The sequence below is a fragment of the Janthinobacterium sp. UMAB-56 genome, from assembly GCF_900095265.1.
In the GTDB taxonomy this organism is placed as follows: domain Bacteria; phylum Pseudomonadota; class Gammaproteobacteria; order Burkholderiales; family Burkholderiaceae_D; genus Janthinobacterium.
This window is the reverse complement of the sequence record NZ_LT607660.1, coordinates 1-18,107: the sequence shown is the minus strand read 5'-3', so window position 1 is coordinate 18,107 and position 18,107 is coordinate 1. Positions and strand designations below refer to the sequence as shown.

The following is an 18,107-nucleotide window of genomic DNA, read 5'->3' as shown; positions in this document are numbered from 1 at the left end:
AACATGTTACCCCACCATATCGACTGGAGACACCATGAAAACCCTGCTTGCCTCACTCGTTTGCAGCACCGCCTTTTTACTCAGCGGCGCCGCCCGCGCGCATGACTTGCATGCCATGCTGCAACAGGCGCTGGCCGACAAGAGTGTGCCTGCCATGGCTATACTCGTGATCCGCGACGGCACGATCGATGCCCAAGCACAGGCGGGCGTGCGGGCCAATGACGGGCACGATGCCGTGCGCGCCGATGACGTGTGGAATATCGGCTCCAACGGCAAGGCCATGACGGTGACCCTGATCGCGCGCCTGGTGGAACGGGGCGTGCTGTCATGGGACGCGCCACTGTCAAGCATGCTGCCCGCGCTGGCGGGCGGCATGCGTACCGAGTACCGCGACGTCAACTTGATGGATTTGCTGTCGCACCGCGCCGGCCTGCCGCCGAATCCGGACGAGGGGTGGATCAATTCCACCTACACGGACACGCGTCCATTGCCGCAACTGCGCCAGGAATACGCGCAGCGCGCACTGGCCGACGCTCCCGTTGCCGCGCCGCGCGGCGAATCGCACTACTCGAACAGCGGCGCCATGATCGCCGCCGCCATCGCCGAGCGCGTCACGGGCAAGACATATGAAGAATTGATGCAGACGGAAGTGTTCGGCCCGCTGGGCATGCAGGCCGCGTTCGGCCCCACAGTGCGGGGGCAGAACCTGGGCCACAAGGAAAACAAGCCGATTGCCGGCTTGATGGCCAGCAATCCGCTGATGATGGCGCCCGATGGCGAAATCCACCTGAGCATGCAAGACTGGGCCAAGTTTGCGCTCGATCAACTGCACGGCGAGCAAGGCAAGGGAAAACTGCTGAAACAGGAAACGTATGTCTTGCTGCATACGGCGCAGGGCGACACGAATGCGGCATTGGGCTGGGGCGTGATGCACTTTCCACCACAAGCGCCGCAGCGCGTGCTCACGCACCTGGGCTCGAACGGCTACTGGCACGCGCTGATCGCGTTAGCGCCCGGCAGTGGCGATGGCTTGCTGATCGCCGCCAACGCGGGCGAAGGCAGCAGAGCGCAGGCCAGCCAGCAGCAGATGGCGAAAACCATCATGGCCGGCTTTGGCAAGGCAGGGAAATAGACTCAAGCCGTATGCAGCTTCATCGTCGCGGCCTCGAACTTGCCTTCGACGATATGCGGCATGACCTGCAGCGATTTGTCGATGGCTTGCTCGATCAGCTCCTGGTCTTCGCGGCGCGGGCGGTGCAGCACGAAGTCGGCCACCTGCTGCTGCAGGCTGAGGGTGCGCGGGTGGCCGATACCCAGGCGCAAGCGCCAGTAATCCTGCGTACCCAGCGCGGCCGTGATGTCTTTCAAGCCATTGTGGCCGCCGGCCGAGCCGCCCTTTTTCAGGCGCGCGATACCCGGCATCAGATCGAGTTCATCGTGCACGACGAGCACTTCATCGGCGGCAATCTTGAAGAAACGCGCCAGCGCGCCCACGGACTGGCCCGAGCGGTTCATGAAGGTCAGCGGTTCGAGCAGCCAGACTTCCTTGCCGCCAAGGGAGGTCTTGGCCAGCATGGCGTTATAGCGCGAATCGCGCTGCAAGCGCGTGCCGGGCAAGCTGTTGGCAAGGTTGTCCACCAGCCAGAAGCCGGCATTGTGGCGGGTTTGTTCGTATTCGGGTCCCGGGTTGCCGAGGCCGACGATCAGGCGTATGGGCATGGCTGTATCTACAATGGAAAAGAAAGCATTATCGGTGAAAACAGGCAGAAAAAAACCCGCGCGGCGAACCTGGCGGGTTTTTCCTTGCGACTACCGCATTGCTGCGGCGGCAGAATTACTTCTTGTCGGCTTCAACAGCAGCTGCTTCAGCTTCAGCGGCAACGTGGCCAGCCGGTACCGAAGCGGTAGCGATGGTCAGGTTGGCGCCGTGGGTGACAGCGGTCACGCCAGCTGGCAGGACCAGGTCGCCAACGTGCAGCGAGTGACCGACGTCGATGTTCGACAGGTCAACGTTGATGAATTCTGGCAGTTGGCCTGGCAGGCACGAAACTTCGATTTCGTTAGCTACGTGGCTGATGGTCGCGCCGTGCAGTTTGACTGCTGGGGAAACGTCAGCGTTGACGAAGTGCAGAGCAACTTTCACGTGGATAGCTTGCTTAGCATCAACGCGCTGGAAGTCAGCGTGCAGGACCAGTTGTTTGTATGCGTGGACTTGGAAGTCGCGCAACAGAACTTGCTGGGAAACGCCGTCGATTTCCAGATCCAGGATCGACGAGTGGAACACTTCTTTTTTCAACGCGTGGTACAGGGCGTTGTGATCCAGCGAGATCAGCACCGGGGCTTCAGCGCCACCGTAGACGATACCAGGGGTTTGGCCGGAAATGCGCAGGCGGCGGCTCGCTCCGGAACCTTGCAATTCGCGTTTAAATGCGATAACTTTCATGTGAAACTCCAAGAAGAACAAGGCTTGCGCCTTGTGTTATGAAGATTCCCGCGACCAGGAATCTTCGGAAATGGGCGCGTATGCGCCCCGAAAACTAAAACACTGCGGCGCAACAGGCAAAAAGCCGGTCGCGCCGCAGGCATTACGTCTGTTGCTATTTATCGAATTAGTCGATAAAGAGGGAAATAACCGAATCACCCTTGATGATGCGTTTGAACGTCTCGGCCAGCAGCGGCGCGCACGTCAATTGACGGATCTTGCCGCAGGCCAAGGCCGCTGCGGACAGGGGGATCGTATCGGTGACGACCAGTTCATCGAGTGGCGACGCCGAAATACGGTCGATCGCCGGGCCCGACAGCACCGCATGCGTGCAATACGCCACGACTTTTTTCGCGCCACGCTCTTTGAGCACTTCAGCAGCCTTGGTCAGGGTGCCTGCCGTGTCGACCATGTCATCCATGATCACGCAGTTGCGGCCTTCGACTTCACCGATGATGTTCATCACTTCCGACACGTTCGCTTTTGGACGACGCTTGTCGATGATGGCCAGGTCGCAGCCCAGGCGTTTTGCCAGGGCGCGCGCACGTACCACACCGCCGACGTCCGGCGAAACCACCAGCAGATCCTGGTAGTTTTTCTTTTGCAGGTCACCCAGCAAAATTGGCGAAGCGTAAATATTGTCGACTGGGATATCGAAGAAACCTTGAATCTGGTCAGCGTGCAAGTCCATGATCAGGACACGCTCGACACCGGCTTCTTCCAGCATGTTCGCCACCACCTTGGCCGAAATCGCCACACGCGCGGAGCGTGGACGACGGTCTTGGCGGGCGTAGCCGAAGTAAGGAATCGCGGCGGTAATGCGGCCAGCGGAAGCACGTTTCAAGGCATCAACCATCAGCATGATTTCCATCAAGCTGTCGTTGGTTGGAGCACAGGTGGATTGCAAAACAAAAACATCCTTGCCGCGCACGTTTTCGTTAATCTCGACCATTACTTCGCCGTCGGAGAATTTCGAAACGTTTGCTTTACCGAGAGGGATGCCGAGGTTTTTTGCGACCCCCTCTGCCAACGCTGGATTCGCGTTGCCGGTAAAAACCATCAGGTTTTCGTAAGCCATGGGAGTCCCAAGAGGTGATATAGAAGTCTTGAAAAGCACTAACCGGGCATAAGCCCGGTCAGTCATTGTTTAGAATATGCCGCGTGGCGACATATCTGCTTTTTCCCGTACTGGACGCCAACTTCGCATCGACAGACTACGGTGAAATGGTGGCAGGGGAAGAAGGATTCGAACCTTCGCATGCTGGAATCAAAATCCAGTGCCTTAACCAGCTTGGCGATTCCCCTACGTTACTGACTGCTTGCCGTCATGTTGGCCAGTATTATACCGGCTATTTGACGCTAAGCAAAATCTTTTTTTGCTGCCTGCCTTGTTTCACAACAGCGCGAGCATCGGGTGGCGCTTCAATGCTTTTGCCTTCCAGGCGATCCAGACTGGTGGCACATTGCTGAGCACCGCATCCGCTTCTTCCTGACTGCCAAACGCACTAAATACACAAGCACCGGAACCAGTCATCCTGGCCTCACCGTAAGCACCCAGCCATTCTACCGCATCTGCTACGGGCTTGAAAAGACTGCATGCCACTTGCTGTAAATCATTCTTGCCAAACCCGCCCGCATCGTTTCCTTCTGCGAGGTGCCTGGAAAAGTCCGCTATTGTGACGGGTTCGGTATTTCTCGTCAAGCCTTCCGCACAAAAAATTGCAGCGGTCGGTACTTGCACGCCAGGCTCGATCACCACATACCAGCATTCGGGCGTGGAGACGGGCTGCAGGGCCTCGCCCACGCCTTCGGCAAAGGCGTTTTCGCCAAAGATGAAAAACGGGATATCGGCCCCCAGCGGCAGGCCCAGCGCCATCAATTGCTCGCGGCTCAAGCCTGCCTGCCACAGGCGGTTCAAGGCCATCAGGGCCGTGGCCGCGTCGGACGAACCACCACCCAGGCCGCCGCCCATGGGCAACACCTTGTCGATGGCGATATCGACGCCGCGCGGCAAGGCGCCCGTGCGGCGCAGCACTTCGGCCTGCAGCAATTTCGCGGCGCGGATGATCAGGTCCTGCTCTTCCGGCACGCCGGCCAGCGCCGTCACGCGGCGGATCAGCGTGTCGTCGCGCAGCGCGAAGTGCAAGGTGTCGCCGTGGTCGAGCAACTGGAACACCGTCTGCAGCAGGTGGTAGCCATCGGCACGACGGCCGTTGACGTGTAGAAATAAGTTCAGCTTGGCCGGGGCCGGGCAATGGTTCAGGGTCGTCAGTGTCATGGTGCTGGTGCGGATGGGGCGGCATCGAGCACGATGCGCAGCGACACGGCATCGGCCTGCGCGCTGGCATTGCGTTCGGCATCGATACGCCGCGGTTGGGGCAAGGCGCCCGGTACATTTTCGCCCGCATTTTGCCCTACTTCCTGCCACGACACATAGCGCAAGCGCCAGCCGTCTTTGGTCGTCACGCTGTCGTTGGCCGGTGAAGCGACGAAAGGCTGGCCATCGGCGCCCACCGCATAGCCCTGCAGCCAGTCGCGCAAGCCCGATACGGGCAGGGACCAGCCCAGCATCTGCGCGCTCAGGGTGTCGACATCGGGCGCGCTGCGCGGCGCCTTGCCGCTTTGCGTCAACACGGCCTGCTGCGGCGTGACCGCGATCGTGGCCAGGGTGCTGCCAAGGGGCGAATACAGGGTCACGTCCGTGCGCTGCGCCGTCTGCTGCCAGTTGAAATTGACGGTCGCCGATTCGGGCTTGTCATCCTTCTGGTACACCACGTTCAGGCGGCCCGTCAGCTCGACCTGTTCGCGGTAAGGGGCGACGGCTTTTCCGGACGGCGCGGCGCCGGACGAGAATGGGGAGCTCAGGCTCGAGCAGGCCGAGAGAGAAAGGCAGAGCGCGGTGAAGGAGACGAGTTTTTTTAACATGGGTACAAGGAAAAACCAGCGTCAAGGCGCTGGTTTTTGTTAGTTGAGTATATTGAGTATATTGAATCAAGCGATACAATCACAGACTGACATTCAGGCGCGCCAGGGTGCTTTTCAGCGCCTCGTTTTTCGGGTCCTTGGCTTGCGCCTCGCGCCACAATTTTTGCGCTTCATCCTTGTCGCCCTTCTGCCACAGCACTTCACCCAGGTGGACGGCGATTTCCGGATCGCTGCGCACGGCATAGGCGCGGCGCAGCGCATTTTCCGCTTCGGCCAAATTACCCATGCGGAACTGCACCCAGCCCATGCTGTCCATGATGAAGGGGTCGCCCGGCGCCATCTGCAAGGCTTTTTCGATCAGCGCATGGGCTTCCTGCAGGCGGACGCCGCGTTCGGCCAGCGAGTAACCCAGGGCGTTGTAGGCGTGCTGGTTATCGGGCGCCAGCGCCATCACGCGACGCAGGCTCGTTTCCATCTGTTCGAGTTTATCCAGGCGCTCGGCCAGCAAGGCGTAGTCGTACAGCAGCTCAGGATTGTCGGGGAAGCGCAGCAAGGCGTTTTCCAGCACCGTATAGGCGCTTTGCACGTAGCCGGCATCGCGCAGGAATTGCGCGTCGACCAGCAGCACCTGCGCCTGGCTTGCCGGATCGTCCGTTTCAATTTCCGTCAGTGCCTTGCGCGCCGCATCGAGATTGCCGCCACGGGCGATCAACTGGGCGCGCCGCAAACGCGCCTCGACATAGCCGCTTGATGCGCTGTTGTCGACCTTGTCCAGCCAGGCGATGGCGCCGGCCGTGTCGCCGCGCGTCTCGGCGATCTGCGACAAAATCATCAGGGCCTTGAACGGATCGCGCGCGTCGCCAGGGGATTTGTCGAGCACGGCGAGGAAACGCTTGAAGTACTGCTCGGCTCCCTTGCTGTCTTCCAGCTGCAGCGCCACGATGCCGAGCGCATACAGGCCACCCAGGTTATCGGGCTGGCTTTTCAGCAGCAGCAGGAACTGGTCGCGCGCCGGCTCCAGCTGTTTTTGCTCGACCAGCAGGCGTGCATACGCGCCGCGCACTTCGACGGCATCCGGATTGTTTTGCAGGAAAGTGGCCAGCACCTTGCCCGCCGCCTCGGGTTCGCCCGTCACTTGCGCCAGGGTCAGCGCGGCCAGCTCGGAGTTCGGCTTGATGGCCAGCGCCTTGTTCGCTTCGCCGATGGCACGCTCACGCTCGCCGAGCGACAGAGCGCCCTGCGCCAGCACCAGGTGCGCTTCGAACATGTCCAGGTAGGGCTGCACCAGGCGCGTCACCATCGAGTAGGCGTACAGCTTGTCGTTCGAGCGCGACAGGATCTGCTGCATCTGGAACAGGGCGACGCCGCGCGCACCCGCTGGCGCCTTGGCCAGGCGCTCGGCAAAAATCGGTTCCGCTTCTTCGATCTTGTCCGTCAACACGACGAAGCCGAGGAAGAACTGGGTCGCCTCGTCCGATTCGGGCGCCAACTCGCGCCACAGGCGGATGGCCGCCAGCGCTTCGCCGCCCTGCTTGGCGGCCAGCGCCATTTCGGACGCGCGGCGCGCCAGGCGCGGGTCGCGCGTCTGCTGCGCCGCCACCATCATCGTCACGTACGGCCCTTGCCACTGGCCACGCTTGAATTCCATTTCAGCGCGGGTCAGCTTGTACAGCAAGTCGCTGCTCAGCTCGACCTTCGGCAAGCCCCCCGCCTCGGTGTCCGCCTTGGTGTCTGCTTTGGCGTCCACCTTGGACCCGGCGCCCGCTTCCTGCGGCGCGGCTGCGGAGGGGCTGGCCGCGGCATCGGCGGGGGCGACAGGCGTCTGTGCCATGGCATGCGTGGCCATCAGGGCGGACAAGGTTACAATGGCGAAAGCGTTTTTCAAAGGCTGATCCTGGCTAAACGGCAAAGTTTGATTCTACGCCCAACACGGCTATCGCGTACTTCACGTATGTAACGAAATATGTACGTCGTGGCGGCGCAGCGTGCCCGGGCCAGCCATCGGCCGGCAAGCCGCCTGTTTTTACCCGCTTTTCCACCATTCGAGCCCTATGCCAGAATTGCCAGAAGTCGAAGTCACACGGCGCGGTGTCGCGCCTCACATCGAAGGGCGCGCCGTGCGCGCCGTCGTGCTGCGCCGCGACGGCCTGCGCTGGCCCTTTCCCCCGGCCCTGGGCGAACAACTGTCGGGGCAAACCATCGGCCTGACGGGGCGGCGCGGCAAATACCTGCTGATCCATTTCCGTCACGGCACGCTGATCATCCACCTCGGCATGTCGGGCCATTTGCGCGTGCTGCCAACGGGGACGCAGGCGCAAAAGCACGATCATTTCGACCTCGTCGTGGAAGATGCGGACGGCGCCAGCCAGGTGCTGCGCATGACGGACCCGCGCCGCTTCGGCGCCGTGCTGTGGCACGACGAGGCCGACGGCCCGCTGGACAACCACGCGCTGCTGCGTGGCCTGGGCACGGAACCGCTGGAAGGCGGCTTCACGGGCCAGCTGCTGTTCGAGAAGACGCGCAACAAGGGCAGTACCATCAAGCAGGTGCTGATGGCGGGCGACATCGTCGTCGGCGTGGGCAATATCTATTGTTCCGAAAGCCTGTTCCGCGCAGGGATCAACCCGAAGACGCCGGCCCGGCGCATCGGCCTGGCCCGCTATGAGAAACTGGCGCAATCGATACGCGACGTGCTGGCAGAAGCCATCGTGCAAGGCGGTAGCACCCTGCGCGACTTCATCGGCGTGAACGGCCAGTCCGGCTACTTCCAGCAGACGTATTTCACCTACAACCGCGCTGGCAAGCCATGCCGCGTCTGCGGCGCGACTATCCGCCAGATCGTGCAGGGACAGCGTTCCACGTTTTACTGCGTGAATTGTCAAAAGTAAGCACATTCATAGAAGGAGCCAGATGGTCAGGGACTTGGAACAATACAGCGCATGGCGCCAGGATGTGCAGGCCGCCTTGCAGGCATACCGGCACGCCGCCAGCGCGGCGGGCCTGGTCGACGGCGCTTCCGCGCTGCGCCTGGCGCGCTGTGCCTCCCGCCTGCTCGATGACCGCCTGTCGGTGGCCTTCGTGGCGGAGTTCTCACGCGGCAAATCCGAGCTGATCAACGCCATCTTCTTTGCCGGCTATGGCCAGCGCATCCTGCCCTCGGGCGCGGGCCGCACCACCATGTGCCCCACCGAACTGCTGTACGACGCGGCCTGGCCGCCATCGATCCGGCTGCTGCCCATCGAGACGCGGGCGCAGAACCTGTCGACCAGCGACTACCGCGACCTGCCCGCCGCCTGGACCGTCCTGCCACTGAATATCGATGCGGGCGGTGACATGCAGGAAGCCATCCGCCAGGTCAGCCTGACGAAAAAAGTCAGCGTGGAAGCAGCGACGCGCTACGGCCTGTACGACGCCGACGATGCGGACGCCCCCGCCATGCTGGACGAAGACGGCCTGGTGGAAATTTCCATGTGGCGCCACGCCATCATCAACTTCCCTCATCCGCTATTGAAACAGGGCCTGGTCATCCTCGATACGCCAGGTCTGAACGCCATCGGAACGGAACCGGAACTGACCCTGAACCTGATTCCGAATGCGCACGCGGTGCTGTTCATCCTGGCGGCCGACACGGGTGTCACGCGCAGCGATATCGAGGTATGGCGCAACCATATCGGCGCCGGTGCGGGGCGCCTGGTGGTGCTCAACAAGATCGACAGCATGTGGGACGAATTGCGTGGCGATGCGGAGGTGGAGCAAGCCATCGAACGCCAGCAGGCCAGCGTGGCGCATCTGTTGACACTGGACGCTGGCCAGGTGTTTCCCGTCTCGGCGCAAAAGGCCCTGGTGGGCAAGATCAACGACGATGCGGCGCTGCTGGAAAAGAGCCGTTTGCTGCCGCTGGAGACGGCCCTGTTCGACGAGCTGATCCCCGCGCGCAAGGACATCATCCGGCGCCAGCTGGCGTTCGACCTGGACGCCATCGAAGCGGCGCAGCAGGTGCAGGCGGCGGCGCGCGCGCGCGGCATCGCCGAGCAGCTGCACGAGCTGCACAGCCTGCGCGGCAAGAACCAGAGCGTGATCGCGCACATGATGCGGCGCATCGATATCGAGAAGAAGGAATTCGACAGCAGCCTGTTCAAACTGCAAGCGACGCGCGCCGTGTTTACACGCCTGTCGACGGAACTCTATACGAGCCTGGGCATGGACATCGTGCGCGACGATATCGATGGCGTGCGCGCGGCCATGCAGCGCAGCCGCTTTTTCACGGGCTTGCGCGAAGCCGTGCGCCAGTATTTCGAGCGCATCGCCAGCAACCTGGACCGCTCGGAAGGCAAGACGGCCGAGATCACGGAAATGATGAACGTGATGTATCGAAAATTCGCCTCAGAACATGGTCTGGCGCTGGCCTTGCCGATGCCGTTTTCACTGGCCCGCTACCGCCAGGAGATCGCCGATATCGAAGCCGTCTACCATAAACAGTTCGGCACGGCGACCTTGCTGACCACCAACCGGGTGGTACTGATGGAAAAATTCTTCGACACCATCGCCTCGCGCGTGCGCCGCAGTTTCAGCAACGCCAACGATGACGCCAGCGCCTGGCTGAAAGTCATCATGGCGCCGCTCGAAGCGCAGATCGTCGAGTACAAGGAACAGCTGAAATTGCGCTTTGCCTCGATCCAGCGCATCCACGACGCCACCGGCAGCCTGGAACAGAAAATCGCCGGCTTTGAAGCCAGCCTGGCGGCGCTCGAACGCGACAAGGGGCAGCTGGCGCAGTTGCTGGCGGCCTTGCGCGCCGCCAGCGCAAGCTAGGCAACATCAGCAACATCAAACAACAGAACACTGGAATCCCGCATGAAACGTTTGCTGCATCCGCTCTCGCCCGCCACGGGCGCGGCACCTTTGGAAGACTATGTCGACCCGACTTTTTCCACCACCGTCATCGCCTGGCAAAAGCAGCATGGCCGTCATGCGCTGCCGTGGCAAAATACGCGCGACGCCTATCTGATCTGGCTGTCTGAAATCATGCTGCAGCAAACACAGGTCACCGCCGTTCTTGGCTACTACGCGCGCTTCCTCGAACGCTTCCCCACCCTGCGCGACCTGGCAGCAGCCCCCGTCGAAGACGTGATGGCGCAGTGGAGCGGCCTCGGTTACTACACGCGGGCGCGCAACCTGCACAAATGCGCGCAGCGCGTGGTCGCCGAATACGACGGCGTCTTCCCCAGCGACCCTGCCCTGCTGGCCGACCTGCCCGGCATCGGCCGTTCGACGGCCGCCGCCATCTCCGCGTTTTCCAGCGGCACGCGCGCGGCCATCATGGACGGCAACGTCAAGCGCGTTTTCGCGCGCACCTTCGGCATCGATGCTTATCCCGGTGAAAAACGGGTCGAGGAAGCCATGTGGCGCCGCGCCGAGGCGCTGCTGCCTGAATCGGGTATCGAAGCCTACACGCAGGGCTTGATGGACTTCGGCGCCACCCTGTGCACCCGCAGCAGCCCCGATTGCGGCCGCTGCCCCTTGCAAGCGCGCTGCGTGGCCTACGCCACCGGCCGCACCAAGGATCTGCCTGTGCGCAAACCAAAGAAAACCAGCCCGGAAAAACATGCGCTCATGCTGGTCATCATCGACGACGGCCAGGTGCTGCTGGAGCAGCGCCCCGGCTCCGGTATCTGGGGCGGCTTGCTGTCGCTGCCGGAACTCGATGGCCACGTGCTGGCCGATGAAGACTCACCGCGAGAGATCAACCAGGATGCGCTGGCGCGCGCCGTGGCGCCGTTCGGTACGATCGAAACACAGGAACGGCTGCTGCCCATCGTGCACGTGTTTACCCACTACAAGCTGCACATCGTCCCCTGCCGCATCACGCTGGCGCGCCGCCTGGCGCTGGCCGGGGAGGCGACGCACGTCTGGTACGACGGCGCAAAAATCGCCGACGCACCGCTGCCCGCTCCCATCAAGAAACTGCTGCTGGACCTTTTCGGCGATGCGCGTGCTGCACAGCGCAGCATGTTCTAGTGCGGCGTTTTTCACTGTTCGCGCTGACGGCGCTGTGTTTGCACGGCGTGCAAGCGGCTGACGAACTGCCAAAGGTACCAGAAGTGCCAGAGGTGAGAATAGGCGTACTGGCCTACAAGGGCGGCGACGCCGTGCAGCAGGACTGGTCGTATGTGACGCGCCACCTGCAAGCGAGCATCCCCGGTATCCGTTTCATCCTGGCCGACTACGACCAGGCGGGCCTGACGCGCGCCGTACAGTCGCAGGCCATCGCCTTTGCCATCACCAGCAGCGGCCATTATGTGGCGCTCGAACACAGCGACGGCGCCAGCCGCATCGCCACCCTGGAATCGCCGTGGACGGATACACCGCGCCAGGCCATCGGCTCGGCCATCGTCGTGCGCAGCGCGTCGCCGCTGCATGACCTGGCCGACCTGGCGGGCAAGAACGTGATGGCCGTGGCGCCCGATGCCTTTGGCGGCTACCAGATCGCCGCGCGCGAACTGCTGGAAGCGGGCATCGATCCCGCGCATGATTTTTCCAGCCTGCGCTACAGCGGCTTTCCCTCGCAGCAGATCATCGACGCCGTACGCAGGGGGCACATGGATGCGGGCATCGTGCGCACCTGTTTGCTGGAACAGATGGTGGCCCAGGGTGAAGTGCGGGCCGGGGAGCTGCGCGTGATCACCACGCGTCCGATTCCCGGCTTTCGCTGCGCCAGCTCGTCGCGGCTGTATCCAGACTGGCCCTTCGTGACCCTGCGCCAGACACCATCCGCGCTGGCGAAAAAAGTGGCGCAGGCCCTGCTGGCCATGCCGCGCACCAGCGAAGGCTATAGCTGGACGGTGCCCAGCGATTACCAGATCGTCGACGAACTGTTCCGTGAACTGCGCATCGGCCCCTACGCCTATTTGAACAAGCTGACGTTCGAGACGGCCCTGCGCCGCTACTGGGGCTGGATGTTGCTGGTGCTGGCCTTGCTGGTGGCCTGGGCCGTGCACACGGTGCGCGTGGAATACCTGGTCAGCCGGCGCACGGAGCAATTGCGCGCCGCCCAGCACCAGCAGCGCGCGCTGGAAGAGCAGGCGCGCCAGCGCCAGGCCACGCTCGATCACACGGCGCGCCTGGCCATCCTGGGCGAGATGGCCAGCGCCATCGCACACGAATTGAACCAGCCGCTGGCGGCCATCGGCAATTTCGCGCGCGGCATGGCGCGCCGCATTACGGCAGGCCGGCTCGACGCGGCCCCCCTGCTCGACGGCGCGCAGGAAATCGCCACGCAAAGCGAACGCGCGGGCGCCATCATCCGTCACATCCGCGCGATGGCGCAAAAGCGTCCCGCCCACAGCACGGCCTTTGCCCTGGCCGACGCCGTGGAGCAAGCGATATCGCTGTTCCGCGCGGCCCATCCGCAAGCGAGGATCGATTGGCGCCACGACAGCGCCAGCCCTGACGCGCAGGTGCTGGCCGACCCGCAGCAAGTGCAGCAGGTGCTGCTCAATCTGCTCAAGAATGCGCTCGATGCGCAGGTGGAAAACGACAATCCGCAGCATGCCATCGGCGTGATGCTGCACAGTGAAAACGGGGCCTGCACGGTAGCCGTGCGCGATGCGGGATGCGGCCTGGAGGCGGCACAGATGGCACGCCTGTTCGAACCCTTCTTTACCACCAAGGCCGAAGGCCTGGGCCTGGGCATGTCGCTCAGCAAAAGCATCATCGAATCGTTCGGCGGCAGCCTGTCGGCGCACGCCAACGCCGATGCGCCCGGCTTGACGGTGTGGTTCCGCCTGCCCGAAGATACGGGCATGCAAGCCAACAGGGAAACACCATGAATGAAAGCGATGCGATTATCTTTGTCGTCGACGACGACGCTGCCATGCGCCGCTCGCTGGCCTATCTGTTCGATTCGGCCGGCTGGCAAGTGGAGACGTTCGAGTCGGCGCGCGATTTCCTGCAGCGCTATGCGGGCCATGCACCCGGCTGTTTACTGCTCGACGTGCGCATGCCAATGATGAGCGGACTCGAATTGCAACAGGAGCTGTCGCGCCACGCCATAGCACTGCCCGTGATTTTCCTCAGCGGCCACGGCGACCTGGCCATGGCCGTGCAGACGATGAAGGCTGGTGCCTGCGATTTCCTGGAAAAGCCGTGCAAGGACCAGGTATTGCTGGACGCCGTCTCGCGCGCCGTGGCCCGCAGCGTGGAAGAAAGCCGCAGCGCCGCCAGCGCGAATACGGCGCAATCGGCGCTGGCCAGGCTCACCGCGCGCGAGCGCGAAGTGGCGTTGCTGATGGCCGAGGGCAAAGCCTCGAAAGTCATCGCCCGCGAGCTGGGTATCAGCGACAAGACGGTACAGGTGCACCGCCATAACACGATGGAAAAACTGGGACTGCATTCAGCAGCCGAGATAGCCCGGCTGCTGATGGCCAGCGGCGAGATTTAAGCCCGCACGATACGCGCCGGCAGTCCCTGCCGCACCGACGTGCCCGAGACGGGATCGACAAACACGTTCTTGTCGCCGCGACTAGGGTCCGTCAACCCCAGGTCATTCAGGTTGATGCCGGCACCGATGGCAGGTTCATCGGGCTGGCGCGACTTGCCGATGCGGTGGGCACGCGCGCCATGCTCCTTGTGGCCGAAGCCATGTTCGACGGCGATCACGCCGCGCTGCACGCCATGGCGCAGCATCACCGTGGCCCTGGCCCTGCCACCCGGCGTTTCCAGATAAATTTCATCGCCATTGTCCAGTTTCAAGCGCGCCGCATCGTCGGGATGCACGGCGACGGGATTGTCCGGATGGATGCCGCGCAAGCGCCGCGCGCCGATGCTGTAGGAGTTCTGCAGCGCCGATTTAAAACTGATCAACTCGAATGGCCATTCGCTGGCCGGGTAGGTTTTGCGCACGGGCGTGCCATCGGCAAACGCCGCCACTCTCCAGGCAGGCGTGCCGGGAAAACGCTTGCCGCTCAAGCTGTTCTTGCTCACGCCCAGGCCCTCGTTGTACAGCATCATCGGTTTCAGATAGCGGTGCGTGGACCAGTCCTGCGGATACGGCGTCTCGTCGACCACCGGGACAGGAGCTGCGGGCGCCTTGGCATTTACCGGCGGCGGCAGGCGCAGGCCGAACATTTCGCCGTAGCTCTGGTAGCGTCCTCCCCGCGCCAGCATGAAGGCCACCTTGCGCCACTCTTCCGGCTTCAGGGTGCGCTCCAGTTCGGGGCGGATGCGTGCCACGCCGGACAAAGCGATATCGTCGTCGCTGGCTTCAGGCACGGCCGTCTTGCCTTGCCAGGCGATGTTGGCGCCGCCGCGCAGATACCAGTCTTCCGCGCGCAGCAGGGGGAAGCGCTGGCCATCCATGTCCTGCAAGGCTTCCGGGCCGAAGCCGGGCAAGGACATCGCTTTGGCCAGCGCGATGAAGAACGATTCCATGCAGATGCTCTGGCCGTCCGGCGTCTTTTGCACGCGCGGCTCGACCACGGGCCAGCGCGCCGTGCTCATTTTGACGGGCATGCCGCCCCAGGCGCCGGCCCAGCCCCAGCTTTCATACAGCAAGGTATCGGGCAGCAGGTAGTCGGCAAACGCCGAGCTTTCATTGATGAAGGGGTCGATGGCGACGATCAGGGGAATCTTCTTCGGATCGGCCAGCTCCTTGCCGATCTGCGCGCGCAGACCCGTGATGCCATACACGGGATTGCAGCTCCACAGGATCAGCGCCTTCAAGGTATAGGGGTAACCATTCATGGCGCTGGTGAGCCACTCGGTCGCCAGCGCGGGCGCGTTCGGGTACCACGGCGCCCTGGCCGGATACGCCTTGCCCGCCGCCTTCTTCAGCTTGAATTCCGAAGTTTTTTCATAGGGTACATTGCGCCCGATCGGCATGCCGGCAGCCTTGATCTCGCCGTCGAAACTCTCGAGGTTATAGCGCGGACCGGGTCCTGCATCCTTGAAGCTGCCACCGTTGATCAGGGTGCCGCCCTTGCGGTTCAAATTGCCGATCAGGGTGTTGAGCATAACCAGCGCATACGCGTTATAGAAACCGGCGCCCGACATCATGCCGCCGTGCGCATTGACGGCGGCGCGCTTGCCGTGGCTGGTGAGTTCCTGCGCCAGGCCTTCGATGATGTCGCGCGTGATGCCGCAGGCAGCCGCGTATTCATCCATGCTGTGGCGCTGCGCCTCCTCACTCAGCATCGTCATGGCCGTCTTCAGGTGCAGCGGCGCGCCGGCCACTTCCAGCGGACCGTCGAAGAACAGGCGCCCCTCGCCCTTGGCGGCATTGTGCGGCACGATGGCTTGCGTGGCGGCGTCGATCACGCAAAATGCGTCGCCATCCTTGTAGCGCTCTTCTTCCGCCAGCTCCACCGCGCCGATGTCCGACGCGCGCAGGTAACGGCCATCGCGCGGATGGCCCTTCTCGTTGATGATCAGATGCGTGGCATTGCACCAGGCGGCCTCGCCCGCCGCTTCCGCCACCTTCAGGTTCGGCTGCACGAGGAAGTGACGGTCATAGCGTTCGTGCTCGATGATCCAGCGTATCATCGCCATGGCCAGCGCGCCATCCGTGCCCGGCTTGATCGGTACCCAACGGCTGCGGTCTCCTGCGGCCAGGCTGTCGGCATTCGTCAGCACGGGATCGACGACGACGTAGCTGAAATCGCGCTTGCCCGAACGGGCTTTCGCGATCAGGGTGCCCTGGCGCTTGAACGGATTGCCCGCATTGCCGGGCGCCGTGCCCACAAAAATGCAGAACTCGGTGTTTTCCAGGTCCACTTTCGCATGCGGCATTTTCTTCATGTCGCCGAACATGGCGCCGGAGCCGCTGCGGTAGGCGCCGCCGCAATACGAGCCATGGTTGACCAGGTTCAGACTGCCGTACGACTGCTTGAAAAAGCGCGTGCCGAACGCCAGGCGGCCATCGTCCGTGCTGCACATCAAGCCCACCTGGTTGACTTGCGGGCCCAGTTCCGGCTGCGCCGGATCGATCGGTTTTTCCAGCTCGCGCAAGGCGCGCAAGCCCTGCACGTGACCTTCGCCAAACAGGTCGCCGCCTTCCGTCACTTCCTTGACCAGCTGATCGAAGGCGATCGGCTCCCACTGGCCACCGCCGCGCGGGCCCACGCGCTTCATGGGCGCCAGCACGCGGAACGGCGACTCCATCTGTTCCAGCACGCCATTGCCGCGGCCGCAAGCGGTGGAGCGCCCTTTCAAGCCCTTTTCCTGGAAACGCGAGAGCGACACAAAGCTGTCGCGTATCGAGGTCTGGTACGGCAGCGCCGGGTCGGCCGACATGGGGCTGTAGGGATTGCCCGCCACGCGCAGCACCTTGCCGCTTTTTTTATCCAGGCGCACGCGCACGCCGCAAAACGTGGTGCAACCCATGCACATGGTGTAGCTGACCTGCTGCTCGGGATTGACCGTCAATGCACCCGTCGTCGTGTCGACGGAAAACTCGGGCTGCAGGGAATTGCCGTGCAGTTTCTGCACAGGCTTGTCCTTGCCCAGGGCATGGTCGACCATGCGGCCTGCCGTGGTGGAAAAGCTGGCGGCAAAGGCGGCCAGGCCGCCGCCGATGGCGCCGTAGCGCAGCAGCTTGCGGCGCTTTTCGTTTTCATCTTCAGGGACGTCGTTGTTTGCGTTGTTGTGTGTGTGATCGTTCATCATTGACTCCTCAGTGCGTGGCCATGGCGGGACGGCTGCGTGCAGCGACGACGCGTCCGGCCCATGGCAAGAATTCCAGCATCAGCAACAGCAGCGCGATCCACAGACCGGCCGTGCCGATGATCCCCAGCAAACCATCATTACCCATCGGCAGGTGGTAGTCGTACAGGCCCGCACCCGTCTTCGGGATCGTCTGGCCGCCGATAAAAATCGTCCAGCGCATCATCCAGGCGCTGTGCAGTGCGATCAAGCCATTCACCAGGCCACTCGTGGCGGGACGCCAGATGGCCAGGGCCATCGGCACGATGGACGACAGCACGGCCCAGACGGCGGTGAACTGCCACTGCGGCATGCCGGCCACCTGGGTAAAGGCCATGCTATGGCTGGCGCTCACGCCGGACAGGCTAACGAACAGCCAGCCGCCACCCAGGGCAAGCACCAGTGCCAGCGACAGGGCCAGCGCACGGTTCAAGGACACTTCCAGTACCTTGTCGCGGCCCGGCAGGAAACGGTTGAACAGCAGCGCCAAGCCGACCGCGCCGACAAAGGCCGTGGCGGCAAATTGCGCCGGCAGGAAGGGCGTATACCACAGGGGTCTGGCACGCACCACCATCACTTCCATGCCCGTGTACAGGCCTACGACAAAGGCGGCGAGCAAGGTGAAGGCGGCGGCGATGCGGATGGCCCGCATTGAGGCGGCGCCGCCGCGCCCGGCCAGCCGGTACAGGAAGGCCAGACGGTCCTGGCCCTGGCCCCGCGCGGCGAAATCCACGCGCAGCGCCAGCCAGGCATACAGCATCAAACAGCCCAGATACAGGGGAATGAAGAACGAGCCCCACGACATCCACGACTGCGGCTGGAAGTAAATATAGAAATGGTAGAAGCGGCCCGGCCCGTGCAGGTCGGCCAGCAGCGCCACGGGCGCCGTCATGCCGCAGACGAGGGACGCCAGCAGCGCGATGCGTCCCAGGCGCTCGTACGCCTTGCGGCCGAAGACAAAGTACGGCAGGGTCAGCATGAAGCTGCCATAACTGAGACCGAT

14 protein-coding genes and 1 tRNA gene are annotated in these 18,107 nt (G+C 63.1%); 6 read left to right on the top strand and 9 right to left on the bottom strand.

Annotation, left to right across the window (positions count from 1 at the left end; translation table 11 throughout):
• Positions 1-34: 34 nt before the first annotated feature.
• On the top strand, positions 35-1,132 hold the full coding sequence (locus K0F85_RS17695; RefSeq protein WP_219117284.1) for a serine hydrolase: 1,098 nt from the start codon (positions 35-37) through the stop codon (positions 1,130-1,132).
• 2 nt (positions 1,133-1,134) lie between these two features.
• Here K0F85_RS17695 and pth read toward each other — a convergent pair whose 3' ends face one another.
• The 7 genes from pth to K0F85_RS17660 all read right to left on the bottom strand — a co-directional run bounded on the left by pth (position 1,135) and on the right by K0F85_RS17660 (position 7,292).
• Entirely contained in the window at positions 1,135-1,719 is a 585-nt protein-coding gene (gene pth, locus K0F85_RS17690) for an aminoacyl-tRNA hydrolase (protein ID WP_219117283.1), read from the bottom strand.
• A 115-nt stretch (positions 1,720-1,834) separates the two neighbouring features.
• Complete coding sequence (locus K0F85_RS17685) at positions 1,835-2,443, bottom strand: 50S ribosomal protein L25/general stress protein Ctc (protein WP_219117282.1); 609 nt, start codon at positions 2,441-2,443, stop codon at positions 1,835-1,837.
• Positions 2,444-2,609: 166 nt separating this feature from the next.
• Positions 2,610-3,560 carry a ribose-phosphate pyrophosphokinase gene (locus K0F85_RS17680; protein ID WP_219117281.1) on the bottom strand — a complete coding sequence of 317 codons (951 nt, stop codon included), beginning with the start codon at positions 3,558-3,560 and terminating at the stop codon, positions 2,610-2,612.
• Between the two features lie 150 nt (positions 3,561-3,710).
• A tRNA-Gln gene (locus K0F85_RS17675) sits at positions 3,711-3,787 on the bottom strand.
• Between the two features lie 88 nt (positions 3,788-3,875).
• A complete protein-coding gene (gene ispE, locus K0F85_RS17670; RefSeq protein ID WP_219117280.1) occupies positions 3,876-4,760 on the bottom strand; it encodes a 4-(cytidine 5'-diphospho)-2-C-methyl-D-erythritol kinase in 885 nt (294 codons plus the stop codon).
• Complete coding sequence (locus K0F85_RS17665; protein ID WP_219117279.1) at positions 4,757-5,407, bottom strand: outer membrane lipoprotein LolB; 651 nt, start codon at positions 5,405-5,407, stop codon at positions 4,757-4,759. Before K0F85_RS17665 ends, ispE begins: the two co-directional genes overlap by 4 nt.
• A gap of 79 nt (positions 5,408-5,486) precedes the next feature.
• Positions 5,487-7,292, bottom strand: coding sequence for a tetratricopeptide repeat protein (locus K0F85_RS17660; protein WP_219117278.1), 1,806 nt, complete (start codon positions 7,290-7,292; stop codon positions 5,487-5,489).
• A 166-nt stretch (positions 7,293-7,458) separates the two neighbouring features.
• Between K0F85_RS17660 and mutM the strand changes: the two genes are divergently transcribed.
• The 5 genes from mutM to K0F85_RS17635 are packed head-to-tail and all read left to right on the top strand — an operon-like array spanning position 7,459 to position 13,847.
• Positions 7,459-8,295 carry a bifunctional DNA-formamidopyrimidine glycosylase/DNA-(apurinic or apyrimidinic site) lyase gene (gene mutM / locus K0F85_RS17655; protein WP_219117277.1) on the top strand — a complete coding sequence of 279 codons (837 nt, stop codon included), beginning with the start codon at positions 7,459-7,461 and terminating at the stop codon, positions 8,293-8,295.
• Between the two features lie 22 nt (positions 8,296-8,317).
• Positions 8,318-10,219 carry a dynamin family protein gene (locus K0F85_RS17650; RefSeq protein WP_219117276.1) on the top strand — a complete coding sequence of 634 codons (1,902 nt, stop codon included), beginning with the start codon at positions 8,318-8,320 and terminating at the stop codon, positions 10,217-10,219.
• A 42-nt stretch (positions 10,220-10,261) separates the two neighbouring features.
• The gene (gene mutY / locus K0F85_RS17645; protein WP_219117275.1) at positions 10,262-11,425 is read left to right on the top strand and encodes an A/G-specific adenine glycosylase; all 1,164 of its coding nucleotides are present in this window, start codon (positions 10,262-10,264) and stop codon (positions 11,423-11,425) included.
• The gene (locus K0F85_RS17640; protein WP_219117274.1) at positions 11,425-13,236 is read left to right on the top strand and encodes a sensor histidine kinase; all 1,812 of its coding nucleotides are present in this window, start codon (positions 11,425-11,427) and stop codon (positions 13,234-13,236) included. The genes mutY and K0F85_RS17640 overlap by 1 nt, the downstream gene beginning before the upstream one ends.
• On the top strand, positions 13,233-13,847 hold the full coding sequence (locus K0F85_RS17635; protein WP_219117273.1) for a response regulator transcription factor: 615 nt from the start codon (positions 13,233-13,235) through the stop codon (positions 13,845-13,847). Before K0F85_RS17640 ends, K0F85_RS17635 begins: the two co-directional genes overlap by 4 nt.
• On the opposite strand, the gene K0F85_RS17630 is transcribed toward K0F85_RS17635, so the two are convergent.
• Positions 13,844-17,065: a molybdopterin dinucleotide binding domain-containing protein gene (locus tag K0F85_RS17630; RefSeq protein ID WP_219117272.1), complete on the bottom strand. Its 3,222-nt coding sequence runs from the start codon at positions 17,063-17,065 to the stop codon at positions 13,844-13,846. The two genes, K0F85_RS17635 and K0F85_RS17630, sit on opposite strands and share 4 nt — an antisense overlap.
• 10 nt (positions 17,066-17,075) lie before the next feature.
• The coding region (gene nrfD / locus K0F85_RS17625; RefSeq protein ID WP_219117271.1) for an NrfD/PsrC family molybdoenzyme membrane anchor subunit at positions 17,076-18,107 on the bottom strand (1,032 nt) is incomplete at its 5' end.